The sequence below is a fragment of the Stutzerimonas stutzeri genome (assembly GCF_019090095.1).
Classification (GTDB): Bacteria; Pseudomonadota; Gammaproteobacteria; order Pseudomonadales; family Pseudomonadaceae; genus Stutzerimonas; species Stutzerimonas stutzeri_AN.
The window spans coordinates 349198-364836 of record NZ_JAGQFP010000001.1 but is presented as its reverse complement, the minus strand read 5'-3'; the positions used below and the strand labels follow the sequence as shown (position 1 = coordinate 364836).

The 15639-nt window shown below is 59.6% G+C and carries 14 protein-coding genes and 1 pseudogene; 10 read left to right on the top strand and 5 right to left on the bottom strand.

Features of this window, described 5'->3' with window-relative positions:
* Positions 1 to 180 precede the first annotated feature (180 nt).
* On the bottom strand, positions 181 to 3297 hold the full coding sequence (locus KVO92_RS01565) for a hybrid sensor histidine kinase/response regulator (RefSeq protein WP_217473946.1): 3117 nt from the start codon (positions 3295 to 3297) through the stop codon (positions 181 to 183).
* 271 nt (positions 3298 to 3568) lie between these two features.
* Here KVO92_RS01565 and KVO92_RS01560 point away from each other — a divergent pair, with 271 nt between their 5' ends.
* Both KVO92_RS01560 and KVO92_RS01555 read left to right on the top strand, forming a co-directional pair.
* Positions 3569 to 3829 (top strand): DUF1272 domain-containing protein, encoded by a 261-nt coding sequence (locus KVO92_RS01560; RefSeq protein ID WP_217473945.1) that lies wholly within the window; start codon positions 3569 to 3571, stop codon positions 3827 to 3829.
* 11 nt (positions 3830 to 3840) lie between these two features.
* Positions 3841 to 4170 (top strand): DHCW motif cupin fold protein, encoded by a 330-nt coding sequence (locus tag KVO92_RS01555; protein WP_217473944.1) that lies wholly within the window; start codon positions 3841 to 3843, stop codon positions 4168 to 4170.
* A gap of 87 nt (positions 4171 to 4257) precedes the next feature.
* On the opposite strand, the gene KVO92_RS01550 is transcribed toward KVO92_RS01555, so the two are convergent.
* Positions 4258 to 5661 (bottom strand): DegQ family serine endoprotease, encoded by a 1404-nt coding sequence (locus KVO92_RS01550; protein WP_217473943.1) that lies wholly within the window; start codon positions 5659 to 5661, stop codon positions 4258 to 4260.
* 503 nt (positions 5662 to 6164) lie between these two features.
* Positions 6165 to 6602: an acetyltransferase gene (locus tag KVO92_RS01545; RefSeq protein ID WP_217473942.1), complete on the bottom strand. Its 438-nt coding sequence runs from the start codon at positions 6600 to 6602 to the stop codon at positions 6165 to 6167.
* 1044 nt (positions 6603 to 7646) lie between these two features.
* Here KVO92_RS01545 and KVO92_RS01540 point away from each other — a divergent pair.
* From KVO92_RS01540 to KVO92_RS01515, 6 genes are all read left to right on the top strand, one after another.
* A complete protein-coding gene (locus KVO92_RS01540; RefSeq protein WP_217473941.1) occupies positions 7647 to 8636 on the top strand; it encodes a formylglycine-generating enzyme family protein in 990 nt (329 codons plus the stop codon).
* 131 nt (positions 8637 to 8767) lie between these two features.
* On the top strand, positions 8768 to 8914 hold the full coding sequence (locus tag KVO92_RS22740) for a transposase (protein WP_217473940.1): 147 nt from the start codon (positions 8768 to 8770) through the stop codon (positions 8912 to 8914).
* Between the two features lie 200 nt (positions 8915 to 9114).
* Positions 9115 to 9351, top strand: coding sequence for an IS3 family transposase (locus tag KVO92_RS22880; protein WP_423836226.1), 237 nt, complete (start codon positions 9115 to 9117; stop codon positions 9349 to 9351).
* A gap of 15 nt (positions 9352 to 9366) precedes the next feature.
* A complete protein-coding gene (locus KVO92_RS01525) occupies positions 9367 to 9768 on the top strand; it encodes a DDE-type integrase/transposase/recombinase (RefSeq protein WP_336512619.1) in 402 nt (133 codons plus the stop codon).
* Positions 9744 to 9926: an IS3 family transposase gene (locus KVO92_RS22875; RefSeq protein ID WP_217473937.1), complete on the top strand. Its 183-nt coding sequence runs from the start codon at positions 9744 to 9746 to the stop codon at positions 9924 to 9926. Before KVO92_RS01525 ends, KVO92_RS22875 begins: the two co-directional genes overlap by 25 nt.
* Before the next feature lie 182 nt (positions 9927 to 10108).
* Complete coding sequence (locus KVO92_RS01515; RefSeq protein WP_217473936.1) at positions 10109 to 11098, top strand: formylglycine-generating enzyme family protein; 990 nt, start codon at positions 10109 to 10111, stop codon at positions 11096 to 11098.
* A gap of 28 nt (positions 11099 to 11126) precedes the next feature.
* On the opposite strand, the gene KVO92_RS01510 is transcribed toward KVO92_RS01515, so the two are convergent.
* Positions 11127 to 11387, bottom strand: coding sequence for a hypothetical protein (locus KVO92_RS01510; RefSeq protein ID WP_217473935.1), 261 nt, complete (start codon positions 11385 to 11387; stop codon positions 11127 to 11129).
* An 83-nt stretch (positions 11388 to 11470) separates the two neighbouring features.
* On the opposite strand from KVO92_RS01510, the pseudogene KVO92_RS22565 reads away from it, so the two are divergent.
* Both KVO92_RS22565 and KVO92_RS01505 read left to right on the top strand, forming a co-directional pair.
* Positions 11471 to 11617 (top strand): annotated as a pseudogene (locus KVO92_RS22565) (RHS repeat protein); the annotation flags it as partial.
* Positions 11618 to 12032: 415 nt separating this feature from the next.
* Entirely contained in the window at positions 12033 to 13022 is a 990-nt protein-coding gene (locus tag KVO92_RS01505) for a formylglycine-generating enzyme family protein (RefSeq protein WP_217473934.1), read from the top strand.
* Between the two features lie 29 nt (positions 13023 to 13051).
* Here the strand turns inward: KVO92_RS01505 and KVO92_RS01500 are convergent, their stop codons facing one another.
* Complete coding sequence (locus KVO92_RS01500) at positions 13052 to 15631, bottom strand: LysM peptidoglycan-binding domain-containing protein (RefSeq protein ID WP_217473933.1); 2580 nt, start codon at positions 15629 to 15631, stop codon at positions 13052 to 13054.
* Positions 15632 to 15639: the final 8 nt, after the last annotated feature.

The window sequence follows — 15639 nt, the reverse complement described above, 5'->3', positions numbered from 1 at the left end:
TACATTGGCACGCAGCCGGCACACACAGCCTGCCGAAATTCATTGCGCCTGATCCGATGTCGCGCGTGCCGGCCAGCGTTCACACGCTCGGTGGCAGTCCCGCTGCGCTCAACACCGAAACACTGCGACCTTTTACCGCAGTTGCGCATCGGAAGATAGCCCCGCGCACCAATCGGCCGATCAGCCGCCGACCACGTCCACCAGGTGCGTAATATCGACCGGCTTGGTCAGGTGTACATCGAAGCCCGCCGCAATCGCGTTTTCCTTGTCGCTCGGCTGCCCCCAGCCAGTGATCGCCACCAGGCGAACCTGCGCATCCTCCGCACGAATCGTTCGTGCCACCTCATCGCCGCGCAGCCCCGGCATGCCGATGTCCAGCAGCACCACTTGCGGTTTGAGCTGCCGATAGCGCTCCAATGCCTCGGTGCCATCGTAAGCCAGATGGACCTCATGACCTTCGAGGCGCAGCACTTCGGCCATGATCTCGGCGATGTCCCGGTTGTCATCGGCAATGAGCACACGCTGCGCAGCGCGCACAGTCTCCTGCAGCGCGGGGCTCGGCCAGGCGGACGCCTGGGTCGGGAGTGCAGGCAGGCTCAGCCGGAATTCCGCACCCTGGCCCAACCCCGCGCTGCTGACGCGTATGTCCCCGCCATGCAGGTTGGCCAAGCCCTTGGCGAGTGCCAGGCCAATGCCGAGCCCGGTATTCACCTGAGCCCGCGAGGTTGGCACCTGGGCGAATCGCTCGAAGATCAGCTTGAGGTGTTGGCGCTCGATGCCCAGGCCGTTGTCGATGACCGAGACCACCGCCGTATCGCCCGCCAGCGCCGCACTGATGCGAATTCGCCCACCCGGCTCAGTGAACTTGGCGGCATTGTTGAGCAGGTTGACCAGGATCTGCTCAAGCCGCAATGGATCGGCTTCCAGCAGTACCGGCTGCGTCGGCAATTCGACGATCAACTCGTGCTGCCTGGATTCGATCTTGGCGCGCGCGGTCTCGACCGCCGCCTCGATCACCGCACCGAGATTCAGCGACTCCTTGCGCAGCGCCAGCTTGCCAAGCGTGATCCGGGAGATGTCGAACAGGTCGTCGAGCAGCAGCGCCATATGCCGCACCTGTCGCTCGATGATCTGCTGACTGCGCAGCTTCTGCGCTTCGGAGGCACCGGGCGAGCCGAACAGACCCGCGGCCAGCCGGATGGGTGCAAGCGGGTTACGGAGTTCGTGAGCCAAGGTCGCGAGGAACTCGTCCTTGCGCCGATCGGCCTCCAGAATCGCCTGCTCCTGATGCTTCGCATCGGTCACGTCCGCGAACCAGACGGCGATGCTCTGCTCGAACGGCGTCGCGACCAGGCGAACCCAGCGCTCGCCTCCAAAGGCCGTGCTGCGCAATTCGATATCGTGCGGTTGCTGGTGGGTGGCGACCGCCACGAGCGTTTCCAGCGCCTGGGTGTTCGCTTCGGGCCCCAGTACCTCGGTCAGGCGACGTCCTGTCAGTTCCGTCACGGTGCCCCGCAGAGCGGCCGCCCCGGTCGTGTTGATGAACGACAGCAGGAAGTCGATCACCTGCCCCGACGCGTCGCGAACCGTCGACAGGATGCTGAACGGCACCGTGGACGAGTCCAGCGCGACCTGCAGGCGCTGCTCGAACATGCCGGCCTTGCTCTGCGCGCGCGCACGGTCGATGAAGATGGCCGCCAGGCCCGCCGCCAGATCGGCCAGGCGTATCTCACGCTCGGTGGGCAATCGCGCCTCGCGCAGATGTACCGTCAAGCCTCCCAGCACGCCGCCGTCGCTGTGCCGGACGGGCGTCGCATGCAGCGAGCGAAATCCTTCGGCGCGGGCAATCGGCACCAACCCGGCTAAACAGGGCTTGGCTTCGATATCCGCGAGCGTCACTCGCTGCCCCTGGCGGACGGCGGCGATATCCGCCCGCTGCTCGGTCGGCAGGCTGTTCATCTCTTCCAGCGAGGCGGACGAGAACCCCTTCGATGCATGGACCCGCAACGCATTCTCGCCTTCGCTGAGCGTCAGCAAGCCGTGCTCGGCGCCGTGCAGCTCACACAAGACCTCGACGATGGTCTGAAGCTGCGCATCCAGCGTCGGCAGTTGCAGCAATTGGTTGCCCAGCGCCTGCAACGCCTGCAAGTCGCTGACCTGCTCGGTGAGGTCCTGCTGAGCAAGCTCCAGACGCGATAGCATGTTGTCGCGCTCGGCCTCGCTTTCCCGTCGCGCCTGCGCCGCGGCAACCAGCGCACGCCCCACCTCGCGGAGCTCTTCGATCTCGCTCTCGGGCGCCTCGTCCACCGACTGGCCACGGCCGATCGCCTGCGCCGCGCGACGCAATTGACGCATCGGCCCATTGATCCGACGTGTCGCGAACAAGGCCGCCGCAACCGCAAACAGCAGCGACAGCAGCAGACCGCCGCCATACAGCGTGAATGCCCTGACAGCGCCGGCCTGCACCACATCGGTGGGAACGCCGGTAGCCACCACCCAGCGCGACGGGTACAGCCGCACGAACGCGGTAAAGGCCGACACGCCCTCGATGGTCGTGCTCATGCCGGTGCCTTCGTCCGCCGTGTTCTCCTTGAGCAATTCCACCAGGGTTGGCGAGGCAGGCTGCCCCAATGTATCGATATGGTGCCGGGACCTGGCGATACGCAGGCCGTTGGCATCCAGCACGGTGGTCACCCAGCCCTCCGGCAGGCGGCGATTGCCGATGACATCCGCGATGGCCTGCGGCTCCAGCACAGCGGTCAGCACATAGCGGACCTCATCGCCCACCCGCACCGGTACGCGCAGCGGGATCCCCCACGAGCCACGCGGCCCCTGCCCCATGTTGCCGACCTGAGGCTGCTCCGTGCGCAACAGTTCGGCGAGACTGTCCGGCTCTGCGATACCGCCTGATTCGGCAACTTGCTGCAGGGACACCCGGTGCAGCACCTCGCCGGTGGGCGCAATGATCAACAGTGAATGCCAACCCGGAACGGTGGGCAGCACACGTCGCACCATATCGGCAAAGGTATCGATAGCCCCTTCATCGAGCAGCGGCGACTGCGACAGGGCCTGCAGGACGTTCAGGGAGCGCACCAGCTCCAGCTCGATCGCCGTCGCCGCCAGGCGCGTGGCCTCGAGACTGCGCTGCTTGGCCAGCTGCTTCTGGTCGTTGATGATCGATACCAGGCCAAGACCCGCGACCAGCGCCAGTGGCAGTATCCCAGCGAGTGCGATGGTCAGCAGGCGGCTGCGCAGCTGTACCGAGCGGGCCGGTTTCGCCCCACTTGCATGACTCAAAATAGCGTTACCTCAAGTGCCCCATCAGGACGAAAGCGTGAATGGTCGAGCGCAGGCACGGGGTGCGGCGCGGGTTGGATCGTGCTCAGGGGCCGCAAAATAAAATGCACGACCGGATCGAAAAACCTTAGCTTAAGCGATTCGCAAGGACCGCCCCTACACCAGGACGCGCCCTTGCCCAGACCTCTGGCCCGAAACGGTTCATCGCACCATCCTGGACCACGGCTGCGCCTGGAGATTCGGCCAGAATAGCCAAAATAAGGTAATCGACATGCTCGAGCTACGACCTGGTTGCGAATGTTGCGACATCGACCTGCCGCCCCATTCACCCGATGCGCTGATCTGCTCGTTCGAATGCACCTTCTGCATTCACTGCGCGCGAGACACGCTTGGTTTCACCTGCCCCAACTGCGGCGGGGAGCTGGTCGCGCGCCCTCGGCGGCCCGCTGCAAAACTGGCCAGCAATCCGGCCTCGACCCAGCGCGTCTACCGGCCGGGTGGCTGCCGCCCATCCGCCCAGGCGAGCGAGTAAAGGACTCAATCATGCGAATTAACGCAATCCCCTTCTGTACGACCGACTGGGCATCAATCCAGGCCAGCGAACATCCGGGCGAGACCGGCAAGGCGCTATGGCGCACCGGCCACTTCGGTGAAGTCCGGGTCCGAATGGTCGAATACAGCGCCGGCTACCTGGCCGACCATTGGTGTACGAAAGGCCATGTCCTGCTCTGCCTGGAAGGTGAGCTGCACACCGAACTCGACGACGGCCGCACCTTCGTCCTCACGCCCGGCATGAGCTACCAGGTCGCCGACGATGCCGAAGCGCACAGGTCGTCTACTGCCACGGGGGCCAAACTGTTCGTCGTCGACTAACGATCATCGCGCCTGTGGCCAGGCATCCACTTCACCCAGCAAAAGGCCCGCACTAGGCGGGCCTTTTTTCGTCGGACCGATCAGCGGTCAGTTCGGCAAACGGAAAGTGATGAAGCTCGCTCGCCCTTCCCGCAAAACGCGCATGGATACGGAGCGATTCTTCGGCAGTGCCTTGACCACCTTGCTGAAGGTCTTGACCGAATCGATCGCCTCGTTGTTCAGGTGGGTGATGACGTCACCCGGACGCAGGCCGATCATCGCCGCCGGCCCCTGGCTGACTTCCCTGATCACCACACCACTGTTGATTTCAAGCGCCTGACGCTGCGCATCGGTCAGTTCGGCCACCGAGACGCCGAGGCGGTTGTCGCTGTGCATGGCGCCACCGGGACCCGCAGAAGCCAGCAGGTCGCCATCTTCCGGCAAGGCACCGATGCTGAGGTTCAATGTCTTGCGATCACCGTTGCGGATAACTTCCAGCTTGGCCTTGCTGCCCGGCTTCATCGCACCGATCAGATGCGGCAGGTCGCCCGACATGTCGATCGGCTGGCCGTTGACGCTCAAGATCACGTCGCCCACCTTCAGGCCGCCTTTGGCCGCGGGACCGTCGTCCATCACCTGCGCGACCAGCGCACCGGCAGGCCGCTCGAGTCCGAACGACTCGGCCAGGTCCTTATTCACTTCCTGGATGACCACGCCGAGCCAGCCCCGATTGACCTTGCCGCCTTCGCGCAATTGATTGGCAACGTCCATCGCGACATCGATCGGAATGGCGAAGGACAGCCCCATGAAGCCACCCGACCGGGTGAAGATCTGCGAGTTGATCCCCACCACCTCGCCGCTCAGGTTGAATAGCGGCCCGCCGGAGTTACCAGGGTTGATCGCTACGTCGGTCTGGATGAACGGCACATAGCTCTCGTTCGGCAGGCTGCGGCCGGTAGCGCTGACCACGCCCGCGGTAACGGTGTGATCGAAGCCGAACGGCGAACCGATGGCCACCACCCACTCGCCCGCCTTGAGCTTCTCGGAATCGCCGATCTTGACGGTCGGCAGATCGTCGCCATCGATCTTCAACAACGCGACATCGCTGCGCGGGTCAGCGCCGATCAGCTTGGCTTGCATCTCGCTGCGGTCCGGCAAGCGCACCATGATCTCGTCGGCATCGGCGACCACATGGTTGTTGGTCAGGATGTAGCCATCCTCGGAAATGATGAAGCCCGACCCCAGCGACTGCACTTCGCGACGGCGCTCGGGCTGCCGCGGCATGCCGCGCTCGAAGAAGTCGCGGAACATCGGCGGAATGTCTTCCAGGTCGGGCATCTGCGCCTGCGCGCCACGCATCGATTGCGTCTGTTTTGTGCTGATGTTCACCACCGCTGGCGACGCGTCTTCGACCAGCGGAGTGAAGTCCGGCAGGTCGGCATAGGCTACGAGCGTCTGACCAAACAGCGCTACGCCGGCCATGACAGCTAGAAAGTTTCTTCGAAGGATCATGGTGACGGGTCTCTCCACGATAAAAAAGGATTAAAGCCAGTGGCCTCATTCGACAGCCGAGTTCGGAAAAAAACAGCGGGTCGCCGCGCCCAGGGAGGCTGCTGCTCATTTCAGCCCAGCGCGGCAAACCCACTCAACGGGAGCTGGCCGTTCCATCAGCCTGAAACGAACTCTACGCCGATGATAGTCAGCTTCGTGTGAAGCGGACGTAAAGGGAAAGTAAGGTTTTGTCGGGTGCTAGGGCGAGGTGTTGATCGTGTTGCCGAGAGCGGCTAGAGGCAGCCGCTTCGAAATGGCAGCATTCGGCCAAGAGCTTTCACTAAGGAGCATTCGTTACCGGAAGCTGCGAGCAAGTGAAATGACATAAATGCTACCGCATCAATGCATGCAGGCCTTATACGTAAGCTCATCTGCGAGGCCAACTAAAGATTCAAGCTCGCTGCCTGAGCTCGGATTTGGATTCGCCCCGAAGGAGGGCTTAGGGGCGATTCACGATTACAGCCCTAGCCGGGCAAGCTCAGATGTAGCAAGGGAAAGGGACGGCCCCCGCCATCAAGCGGAGAGCGACCTGTTTGAACAAACCCGTAATGTAAATAGAACCCTACCGCTTCGGGGTTCTGCTCATTCACATCAACACTCATCTGATCGCACGAACTGCGGGCATGATCTAGCAGCGCGCGGCCAATACCTTTTCCTCGCAGGTCTGGCTCGATGAAGAGCATTTCTACATGGTTTTCATTGAGCCCAATAAAGCCTAGCGGCGAGTCCTCGGCATTTACCTCAACCCATAGCTCAACAGCGGGTAGGTAGACATCGCGCAGCTGAGGAAGCAATACCTCGATATCGGCTTCTTGCAGGAAGTGATGAGTGGCGCGAACGGAGCGCAGCCAAATGTTGAGCAGTAGCGGATAGTCGGCGTTAGTAGCCTGACGAATGATCATAGAATCATCCTTTACACTTGATACCGGAAATGAAGCCGCTGGCAGATAGCGACCGTATAAGTGTCGGCAACTTGTATGACCGCTTCGCGAGTTAACGCCTGGGCGGTTCACGGCAGAGGTAGCCGAAAAGGAGGGAGGGCGGACACTACCGAGAGGTTCTCGGGGGTGTCAATGAAAAATGACGGATGGAGCGCTACCGATAACGTTGAACTGACCTGTCCGTTGTGGCTACCGATGTCTAATCGGCCGCTATTAGCCGCATGCCGCCCCCGGCCGACTAGAGACAGCTACCTAAGGCTGCTTTCGGCCAGCAGCGGAGGGACTTATCGAAGGATCGGCCTACTCTTCAAGCCATCTAGCGGGAGTGCGATTTCCAGCGTGCTAGATGTCATGGCGCGATGCGGGGCGTTTATGGGCGCTCCCGCCATCGCAGAGCACGCTCAGCGTGCGAACACCTCTTTGCTCATGAGTATGTCTAAACGATAGACATGAGCCAAGGCCCAGCCAGCGGCAAAAGGCGAGTGGCTCGGGGAACCAATCTATCGGAAACACCTTGGATTTCCGCCAATACAGTCCTGCGAAGAAGCCTCGTCCTCGAACCTGGCACGCACTCATTGGCTGACAGCTTCCGCTGTGCGATTCAAAAAGTAGATCCGCTATAACGGAATTGGGGGATGGGAAGAGAAAGCGGAAAAGAGCAAAGGAGCAAAGGAGCAAAGGAGCAAAGGAGCAAAGGATCGAGCGTCACCCGGCTGGGCCGGGTCGCGCTGGCGTGCTTCGCATCGAGACGGACGGGGCCGGCCGTCTCGACCCAGAGGGCGCTCGTCGCTGACGCGGGCGGTGGGGATGGCGGGTTTCGGCCAAAAGCGGCCTTTTGCCACGGTTGTATATGCCCAGATCTTTTCCTGCAGATCATCTCGGGACTAAAGGCAGTTCAGCCATCCTGTGAGCCGCTTCCAACTCCGAGCGATGCTGGCCCTCCCGCAACTCGGCGTCTTGTTAAACTCGTCCGCCTCCGATCTGCCGATTCAAGGACGAAAACAAATGAACCCTATCCGTACACTTGCCTTGCTTATAGGCTGCGCCGCAGCGGCTGCCTGTAGCTCTGCCAATCTCCCAGAAAGTCAGAAGCTCTCCGCTGACAAGGTCGCCGAGATTGCTTCGCGGATCCAAACGCAGTACCCAAAACTGTCTTCAGACAAGAGGGAAGAAGTGCTTCGCGTGGTAATCCGCTCGATTGACGAGATGGTGTTCATCGAGGGTGGCACCTTCGAAATGGGTGATTTCGGCTGGAAGTGCGACTTCAATCCGGCCGAGGTCTGCACTTGGCCATGCGGCGCGCCGGAGGACAATCTATGCAATATCACAATGAATAGCGACGCTCCTCTTCATGAGGTTGAGGTGTCGAGCTATCACTTGGCGGCGAAAAAAACGACGCTGGGTGACTTCGACTTATACCGATCTTTGATTGGACAGGAACCGGTATTGAGCGAATTGCGAGACCGTGAACGCCTTAAATATGCATTCGATCCGATGAACGTCGCTCCCATCAGGGATTGGCAGGAGGCCAAGGACTATTGTCAGTGGCTTGGAAACGTAAGTGGTTACCCCGTTGATCTACCCACCGAAGCTCAGTGGGAGTATGCGGCGCGAAACAGAGGCCAAAACGTTCTCTACCCGACTAACGATGGCAGCTTGAAGTTCGGAGAGAATTTTCCCGGTACGGGTCGTCGCCCAATGACTGAACGCGTCGACAAGTACCCTCCCAACCCACTCGGGTTGTACTCAATGGCAGGCATGGCGATCGAGGTGCTGGATGATTGGTACAACGACAGTTTCTACCATGAGTCACCTAGGAAGGACCCCAAAGGCCCCTCATCAGGTGAAGAAAAAGTAGCGCGGGGAATCGACTCGATCGATACGCCATGGCTAGCGGCTAACACTGTCCTGCGTAGGAATCACCGCCTAAAACTCGACACGCATTATTTTGATGTCAGCTTCAGATGCTCGCTTCAAATGAGCAACCAGCTGTAACTTTGAGGGCCGAATGGCCCCCCCGATTAAGCAATTCTCGTGTCGCTATGGCGAGCCGCAGAGGCAAGAAGGGTGGTCTGTCCCGGGCTGAGTGGACACTGACTTAAGGTGGATAATGTCCGCCGCAAGGAGTGTTCATTACCCAGACCAGACGACGCTTTCCCGAATCCTTCAAACGCGAAGCGGTAGACCAGGTGCTTGCCGGCACGCCGCTTCGCCATGTCGCCGAGACGCTCGGCATCGCTGAAAGCCTGCTGGGCAAGTGGAAGCGCCAGTAAGAGCAGCAAGGTGACGATGCCTTTCCGGGCAATGGCAAGCAGCGCGGTGATAGTGCGGAGCTGCGTCGGCTACGCCAGCAACTGGCTCAGGTCACTATGGAGCGCGATGTTTTAAAAAAGGCGCTCGCCATCTTCTCGCAGCCCACGAAGTGAAGTTCCGCGCCATCGAGGCGTTGGCCGGTCGCTATCCCGTAGCGCCGATGTGTCGGCTGTTACGGGTATCCCGCAGCGGCTTGCATGCCTGGCAGCAGCGCCCACCTTCGGCGAGAGAGATGGCGAATCAGCGTCTGAGCAAGGAGATTCGCACCATCCACCATGAGGTGAGTGGGATCTATGGCCATCGCCGAATCAAGGCCGAGTTGGCGGCCATGGGGCATGCGTGTAGTCGGCGCCGGGTTGCTCGACTGATGCGTGAAGCCGGTCTGCGCCTTCGCTGACGCAAGCGCTGGCGGCTGGCTTCTAGCAATAGTCACGCTCTGCCGATTGCCCCGAACCACCTGGATCGCCAGTTCGCCTCGGATCGCGCTAACCGGCACTGGATCTCGGGCATGACCTACGCGCGGACAGCCCAAGGCTGGCTGTATCTGGCCGTCGTGCTCGATCTCTATTCACGCGCCGTCGTCGGTTGGGCGATGCACCGCCGCATGCAGCAGGCCTTGGTACACGCCGCGCTGGAGATGGCCGTTGCACGCCGACAGCCGAAAGAAGAGGTGCCGCTGCACTCCGATCGTGGCAGCCAATACTGCGCATATGACTACCAAGCTTTGCTTCGGCGACATCGCATCGTGCCCAGCCACTCACGTCCAGGGAACTGCTGGACAACGCCGCGATGGAGAGCTTCTTCCGTTCACTGAAGGCTGGGAGGGTGTACCTGACGCGCTATGCCAGCTACCACGAGGCGAAAACCGACCTATTTGACTACATCCGCTTTTACAATCGTCACCGACAATCGACGCTGGGCTACCTCAGTCCGATGGAATTTGAGCGGCGCTATGCGAGCGGTAATTCTTAACTACCCGTCCACCAGCTCCGGGGCAGACCATCAGGCGCAGCGACCTATCGCGCTGCTGCACCCCAACACGTTTTAATAAGAGGTGTGAGCCCCTTCCAACTCTGAGCCATGCTGGCCCTTACGCACATTCGCGTCTTGTTAAACTCCTCGCCTTCGATGCACCGATTCAAGGACGAACGCCAATGCTCACCATTCGAACACTTGCTCTACTCATCGGCTATGCCGCAGCAACGGTCTGTAGCGCGACCAACCTTCCCGAAAGCCAAAAGCTCTCCCCTGATAAGGTCGGCGAGATCGCCTCTAGGATCGATGCGCAATATCCAGCACTACCGCAGGGCATGCGCGATGACATACTCGGGCTGGTGGTGAAGTCCCTCGATGAAATGATCTTTATCAAGGGCGGGGAATTCGAAATGGGAGACTTCGGCTGGAAGTGTGATTTTGACCCGGCTGAGGTTTGCATCTGGCCGTGCGGTGTGCCAGAAGACAATGTCTGTAACATCACGATGATGGGCGATTCGGCACTTCATCACGTGGAACTATCTAGCTACCATTTGGCCGCAAAGAAGACCACGCTAGGTAGTTTCGATCTGTATCGTTCAGCTCAAGGGTTGCCACTAGTCCGTGCTGATCAGCGAAATAGGGAGCGTCTGAAGCACCGTTTCGATCCCCTGAACCCTGCACCGATCCGGCAGTGGCAGGAAGCCAAGGACTATTGCCAATGGATTGGGAAGCTCAGCGGCTATCCTGTGGATTTGCCTACCGAAGCTCAGTGGGAATACGCCGCGAGAAGCGGTGGTCAGAAAGTGCTCTATCCTACTGACGATGGCAGCCTGAAGCCCGGCGTTAATTATGCGAAGCAAAGCGGAAGGATTCTGCCTGAGCGAGTCGATACTTATCCCCCAAATCCGATCGGCCTGTATTCCATGACCGGGATCGCCACGGAGGTGGTGAATGATTGGTACTCGAAGGATTATTTCGAGAGCTCGCCGATCAGAGATCCTCAGGGCCCTGAAGCAGGGACCACAAAGGTAGCTCGAGGCACCAATTCGATAGAGACTCCTTGGCTTTCAGCCAACACGGTCATTAGACGAAGCCGCCCCCTCGATGTAGATGAGCACTTGTTTACCGAAAGCTTTCGTTGCGCTGTAAAGACTAGCGAGCCACTTTGAAAGAGGGGCCGCAATAGGCCCCAACTCCCTAAGCAAATCTGCTTTCGCCTTGGCGGGAGGCCGCCGCAAGGAGAGCTTCCTTCTTGTCTCGATAAACGACCGAATCTACGACGCGCCAAGCAAATTGCGTAGCTGGCATGGATGGATGGCCTTGCAGCGCAAATTCGTCCAAATGCCGGTTGAATTCGGTCTGCTGAGTAGCAAGCAAGAAGCTATTTATCCGCTCCAGACTTTCGATCGCATTCACCTTAGCGCCATCTACCGACATATGCTCAAGGACCTCGATCATATGCCGCCATCGACGAACCCTGGACAGCAGCTCAACGATGGCTTGCTCTTTGAAGAGAGTGCCCTCTCCTATGTAGGCCTCGGTCAGGCACGCGTGAAGCCCGGACCATCACCACGACCTGGCATCCAACCCTATTTTTACCCGTCATCGTCACCGAGCCAAACCAGATAACGTATTACTCCTATGATGCGGAGGGGCGGCAGCTCAGCCAGACCGTCACTGAGCGTTGATCAGAAGGGTCTGGGAGACAATGGGGTATAACATGATGCAGCGCCTGCAGCTGTGGACTAGGAGCAACAAGCTCCGCTTGCCAGCGTTGAGAAGCTGTGCCCAAAGGGTCTCAACACTCCGCTCCTGCTGTTGGCTGCGGGTGTTCCTGGAGCGATCTGCGGTGCTCTCGCTTGAGCTACCGAGCGAGAGCTCTGAATAGACTGCAGCCTCACGTGACCGCCTGCAATCGGCCAAAAGCGGCCTTCTGCCACGGCTGTATATGCCCAGATCTATTCCTGCAGATCATCTCGGGACTAAAGGCAGTTCAGCCATCCTGTGAGCCGCTTCCAACTCCGAGCGATGCTGGCCCTCCCGCAACTCGGCGTCTTGTTAAACTCGTCCGCCTCCGATGTGCCGATTCAAGGACGAATGCCAATGCTCAAGATTCGAACGCTTGCCCTACTCATCGGCTGTGCCGCAGCAACAGCCTGTAGTTCGGCCAATCTCCCAGAAAGCCAAAAGCTCTCCCCTGACAAGGTCGCCGAGATCGCTTCGCGGATCCAAACGCAGTACCCAAAACTATCTTCAGACAAGAGGGAAGAAGTGCTTCGCGTGGTGATTCGCTCCCTTGACGAGATGGTGTTCATCAAGGGCGGCACCTTCGAAATGGGTGACTTCGGTTGGAAGTGCGACTTCAATCCGGCCGAGGCCTGCACTTGGCCATGCGGCGCGCCGGAGGACAATCTATGCAATATCACGCGTGATAGCGAGGATCAGCCCCACGAAGTTGAGCTCTCTAGTTATTACTTGGCGGCGAAAAAAACGACGTTGGGTGACTTCGACTTGTACCGATCTTTGATTGGACAAGAACCGGTATTAAGCGAATTGCGAGACCGTGAACGCCTTAAATATGCATTCGATCCGATGAACGTCGCTCCCATCAGGGATTGGCAGGAGGCCAAGGACTATTGTCAGTGGCTTGGAAACGTAAGTGGTTACCCCGTTGATCTACCCACCGAAGCTCAGTGGGAGTATGCGGCGCGAAACAGAGGCCAAAACGTTCTCTACCCGACTAACGATGGCAGCTTGAAGTTCGGAGAGAATTTTCCCGGTACGGGTCGTCGCCCAATGACTGAACGCGTCGACAAGTACCCTCCCAACCCACTCGGGTTGTACTCAATGGCAGGCATGGCGATCGAGGTGCTGGATGATTGGTACAACGACAGTTTCTACCATGAGTCACCTAGGAAGGACCCCAAAGGCCCCTCATCAGGTGAAGAAAAAGTAGCGCGGGGAATCGACTCGATCGATACGCCATGGCTAGCGGCTAACACTGTCCTGCGTAGGAATCACCGCCTAAAACTCGACACGCATTATTTTGATGTCAGCTTCAGATGCTCGCTTCAAATGAGCAACCAGCTGTAACTTTGAGGGCCGAATGGCCCTCCCTCTGATTAAGCAATTCTCGTGTCGCTATGGCGAGCCGCGGATGCAAGAAGCGTTCGCTTCTGTTCGCCATAGACCAACGAATCGTTAACGTTCCAAGCATATTGCACAGCCGGCGCGGAAGGCTGCCCTTGGAAGACCAGGCCGTCCAAGTAACGGTTGAAGTCGTCTTGCTGCTTTTCCACTAGGAAGCTGTTGATACGGTTCAGGCTGTCAGTAGCCTTTACCTTATGGGCATCCGGCGACATATGCTCTAGCGCCTCAAGTAGGTGCCGCCACCGACGGATTCGAGAAAGAAGCTCTACGATCGCTTGCTCCTGTTCCAAGCTGTTACTTTTGCCGATGTAAGATTCAGTCAACACCCATAGCATCGGACCGATTGTTTCAGGAGGGAGCCTGTCGATTGGCATTGTGCGACTGCCAACCTTCACGGCCTTATGCTTGAGAATTCCCTTCGTAAGGAGAGCTGCTTCTGCCATACCGGCCTCACGCCGGTCCCACCATGCGTCTAGAGCCAGGACGCCGTCTCCTATAAGGCTTTCAACGGCGTCTCCAGGGGAGAGCGCGGCTTTATAGAGAAGTTGGCAGATGGACAGAAAGGCTTGTTGCTGAACGCCAATCAAATAACGATATTCAATCTGGTTGAGGGTTTCGCATACGAGTCCAATCAGGTCCCAGACTTTCTCCAAATCCACCACGGTTCCAAATCCACCGCCTGCGCCGGGACCAAAGACCAGATTGGCCTTGCACGTAACCGCGAAATTGCCCTCGTGCAGACTGACTCCAAAGTCGCCTTCAAACCCGATGCCGAGCGCCAGGTTGCCTTCGGCCTTGACCTGCGCCAGGGCACTCCAGCCGGAGTTACCGCTGGTGAGTGTGCCGGATTTGCCAGCGCCCTTGCCGTAGTCGGCTGGCGGCAGCCATTCGACGGCGCCGCTGAGCGCACCACCGGCTTCGGCCCCGGCGAAGCCTTCTGCTTTCAGGCCGAGCCGACCACCGGAGTTGTTCGCATCGATCGAGGGCGTGCCGAGCAACGCAAGGGCGCCGGAAGGTCCTTCAGCGGCGCCCTTTCCCGTCTTGACGCCCGCCTCGAGGCTGCCCTTGGCACCAGCGAAGCATGACAGCTCCAGGCTACCGTTCAGGCGGAAGCTACCGAACGAATGCCGCACCGGTTTGCCGACCGCATTGCGGTAGCTGATCTGTAGCGTGCTCCCTGCGCGATTGGGAAAGTAGGTTGTCGTGGTGATTTTGCCCTCTGCCAAGGCAAAGGCCGCCTCGCATTTGACGCCCACATCAATCTCGCCCTTGGCAGGGTTGAAGCTCTTGATGCCGGCGCTGGCGCTGGCGGCAAAGCGCAGGGCCTGGGCCTCGGCCGACAGCGCGTAGCGGTCACCGTCGGCCTGCTTCGTTTCGAACTTGTACAGCTCGCAACGCAGCGCGTTGAGCGGATGGTCTTCCTTTGCTTTGATAGTCCACAGTTTGGCTTCAACCTTACCGAGTGGGCCTGCCTTCGCGCTGTCGCCGATGGCCTTCTTGATATCGTCAAAGAGGTCCTTGACCATCGCCGGACTGAAGGGCTTCTCGCGCAGGATTCGAGCGCTGGCCTTGTGGGCCCAGACCCGCTTGACCCTTGTCCAGAATTGCGCACGCACGTAGTAGCGGCGGTCGGGACGGCTGAGGATGATGACTTCCTGGATGTAGTGGCTGACCTGCTTGCCGGCGCCAGCTTCGAAGGTACGCTTGCTCGTATAGGGGCTATTCGAGTCGGGTTTTCCACTACCTGCGAAGGTTTCGGCGTTTTGCGGCCCCTGCGCTTTGAGCTGCCCCTGAAGCGTGCCGATCTCGGCATTGAGTTGGGCGACTTTTTTCTCGCACAGCTTGCGCCAGTTGCCCTCAATCACGTTATGCACCTGACCGCTGCGTGCGGCGACGAAGCTGTCATAATTAAGGAAGAAATCTCGCGCCTGTTGCAGCTCGCCAATCTTGCCCTGAATATCGTTCTCCGTTTTAACCGATTCGGCCGCCGACGCTATGGGTCGATCAATAGGCTGGAGCAGGCCCACCTCGCCGGCCTTCTTGGCCCAGTCAGCCTTCTTGCATGCGGTGCAGCTGCAAGCCGCTTCGGGATGAGCAGCGGTTTTCTTGCAGGGCGCTGCCGTCGCAGCCACGACGATACCGTGGAACTCGTCCATCAGCTTTTGGACCAAGTCGACCTCGGTCTTGAGCTCCTTGGCCTGAGCCTCGGTCAATACGAAAAGGCGATCAGCGTCCGCGGTGAAGTGCACGACATCTACGAGCTCGTCGGCACATGGCGGCGCGCCTTTGACGGCGGCACTGCTTGTATCTCCGGCGTGCTTGGCTGGCGGAAGTGCCGCGGCGGGTTTTGCCTGTGTGGCTTGCGGCTTGGATGTCGGCGCACTGGCTTCCGTCGCCTCGCCGGGAATGCTGAGCTTCCAACCGGCCTGGATCTTGTCCCGGTTTTTGATAATCGGATTGGCAGCCTGTATCTCGGCCGGGCTCGTGCCATGAGCCTTGGCAATCGAACCGAGCGTATCGCCTGCGCGGACGATGTAAGCGTTAGTAGTCATGGTGCACG

Bases quoted from the DNA above. Each gene is read 5' to 3' on its own strand.
- KVO92_RS01560 (WP_217473945.1), top strand. From the start codon at position 3,569: ATGCTCGAGCTACGACCTGGTTGCGAATGTTGCGACATCGACCTGCCG.
- KVO92_RS01555 (WP_217473944.1), top strand. From the start codon at position 3,841: ATGCGAATTAACGCAATCCCCTTCTGTACGACCGACTGGGCATCAATC.
- KVO92_RS01550 (WP_217473943.1), bottom strand. From the start codon at position 5,661: ATGATCCTTCGAAGAAACTTTCTAGCTGTCATGGCCGGCGTAGCGCTG.
- KVO92_RS01545 (WP_217473942.1), bottom strand. From the start codon at position 6,602: ATGATCATTCGTCAGGCTACTAACGCCGACTATCCGCTACTGCTCAAC.
- KVO92_RS01540 (WP_217473941.1), top strand. From the start codon at position 7,647: ATGAACCCTATCCGTACACTTGCCTTGCTTATAGGCTGCGCCGCAGCG.
- KVO92_RS22880 (WP_423836226.1), top strand. From the start codon at position 9,115: ATGTGTCGGCTGTTACGGGTATCCCGCAGCGGCTTGCATGCCTGGCAG.
- KVO92_RS22875 (WP_217473937.1), top strand. From the start codon at position 9,744: ATGGAGAGCTTCTTCCGTTCACTGAAGGCTGGGAGGGTGTACCTGACG.
- KVO92_RS01515 (WP_217473936.1), top strand. From the start codon at position 10,109: ATGCTCACCATTCGAACACTTGCTCTACTCATCGGCTATGCCGCAGCA.
- KVO92_RS01510 (WP_217473935.1), bottom strand. From the start codon at position 11,387: ATGATCGAGGTCCTTGAGCATATGTCGGTAGATGGCGCTAAGGTGAAT.
- KVO92_RS01505 (WP_217473934.1), top strand. From the start codon at position 12,033: ATGCTCAAGATTCGAACGCTTGCCCTACTCATCGGCTGTGCCGCAGCA.
- KVO92_RS01500 (WP_217473933.1), bottom strand. From the start codon at position 15,631: ATGACTACTAACGCTTACATCGTCCGCGCAGGCGATACGCTCGGTTCG.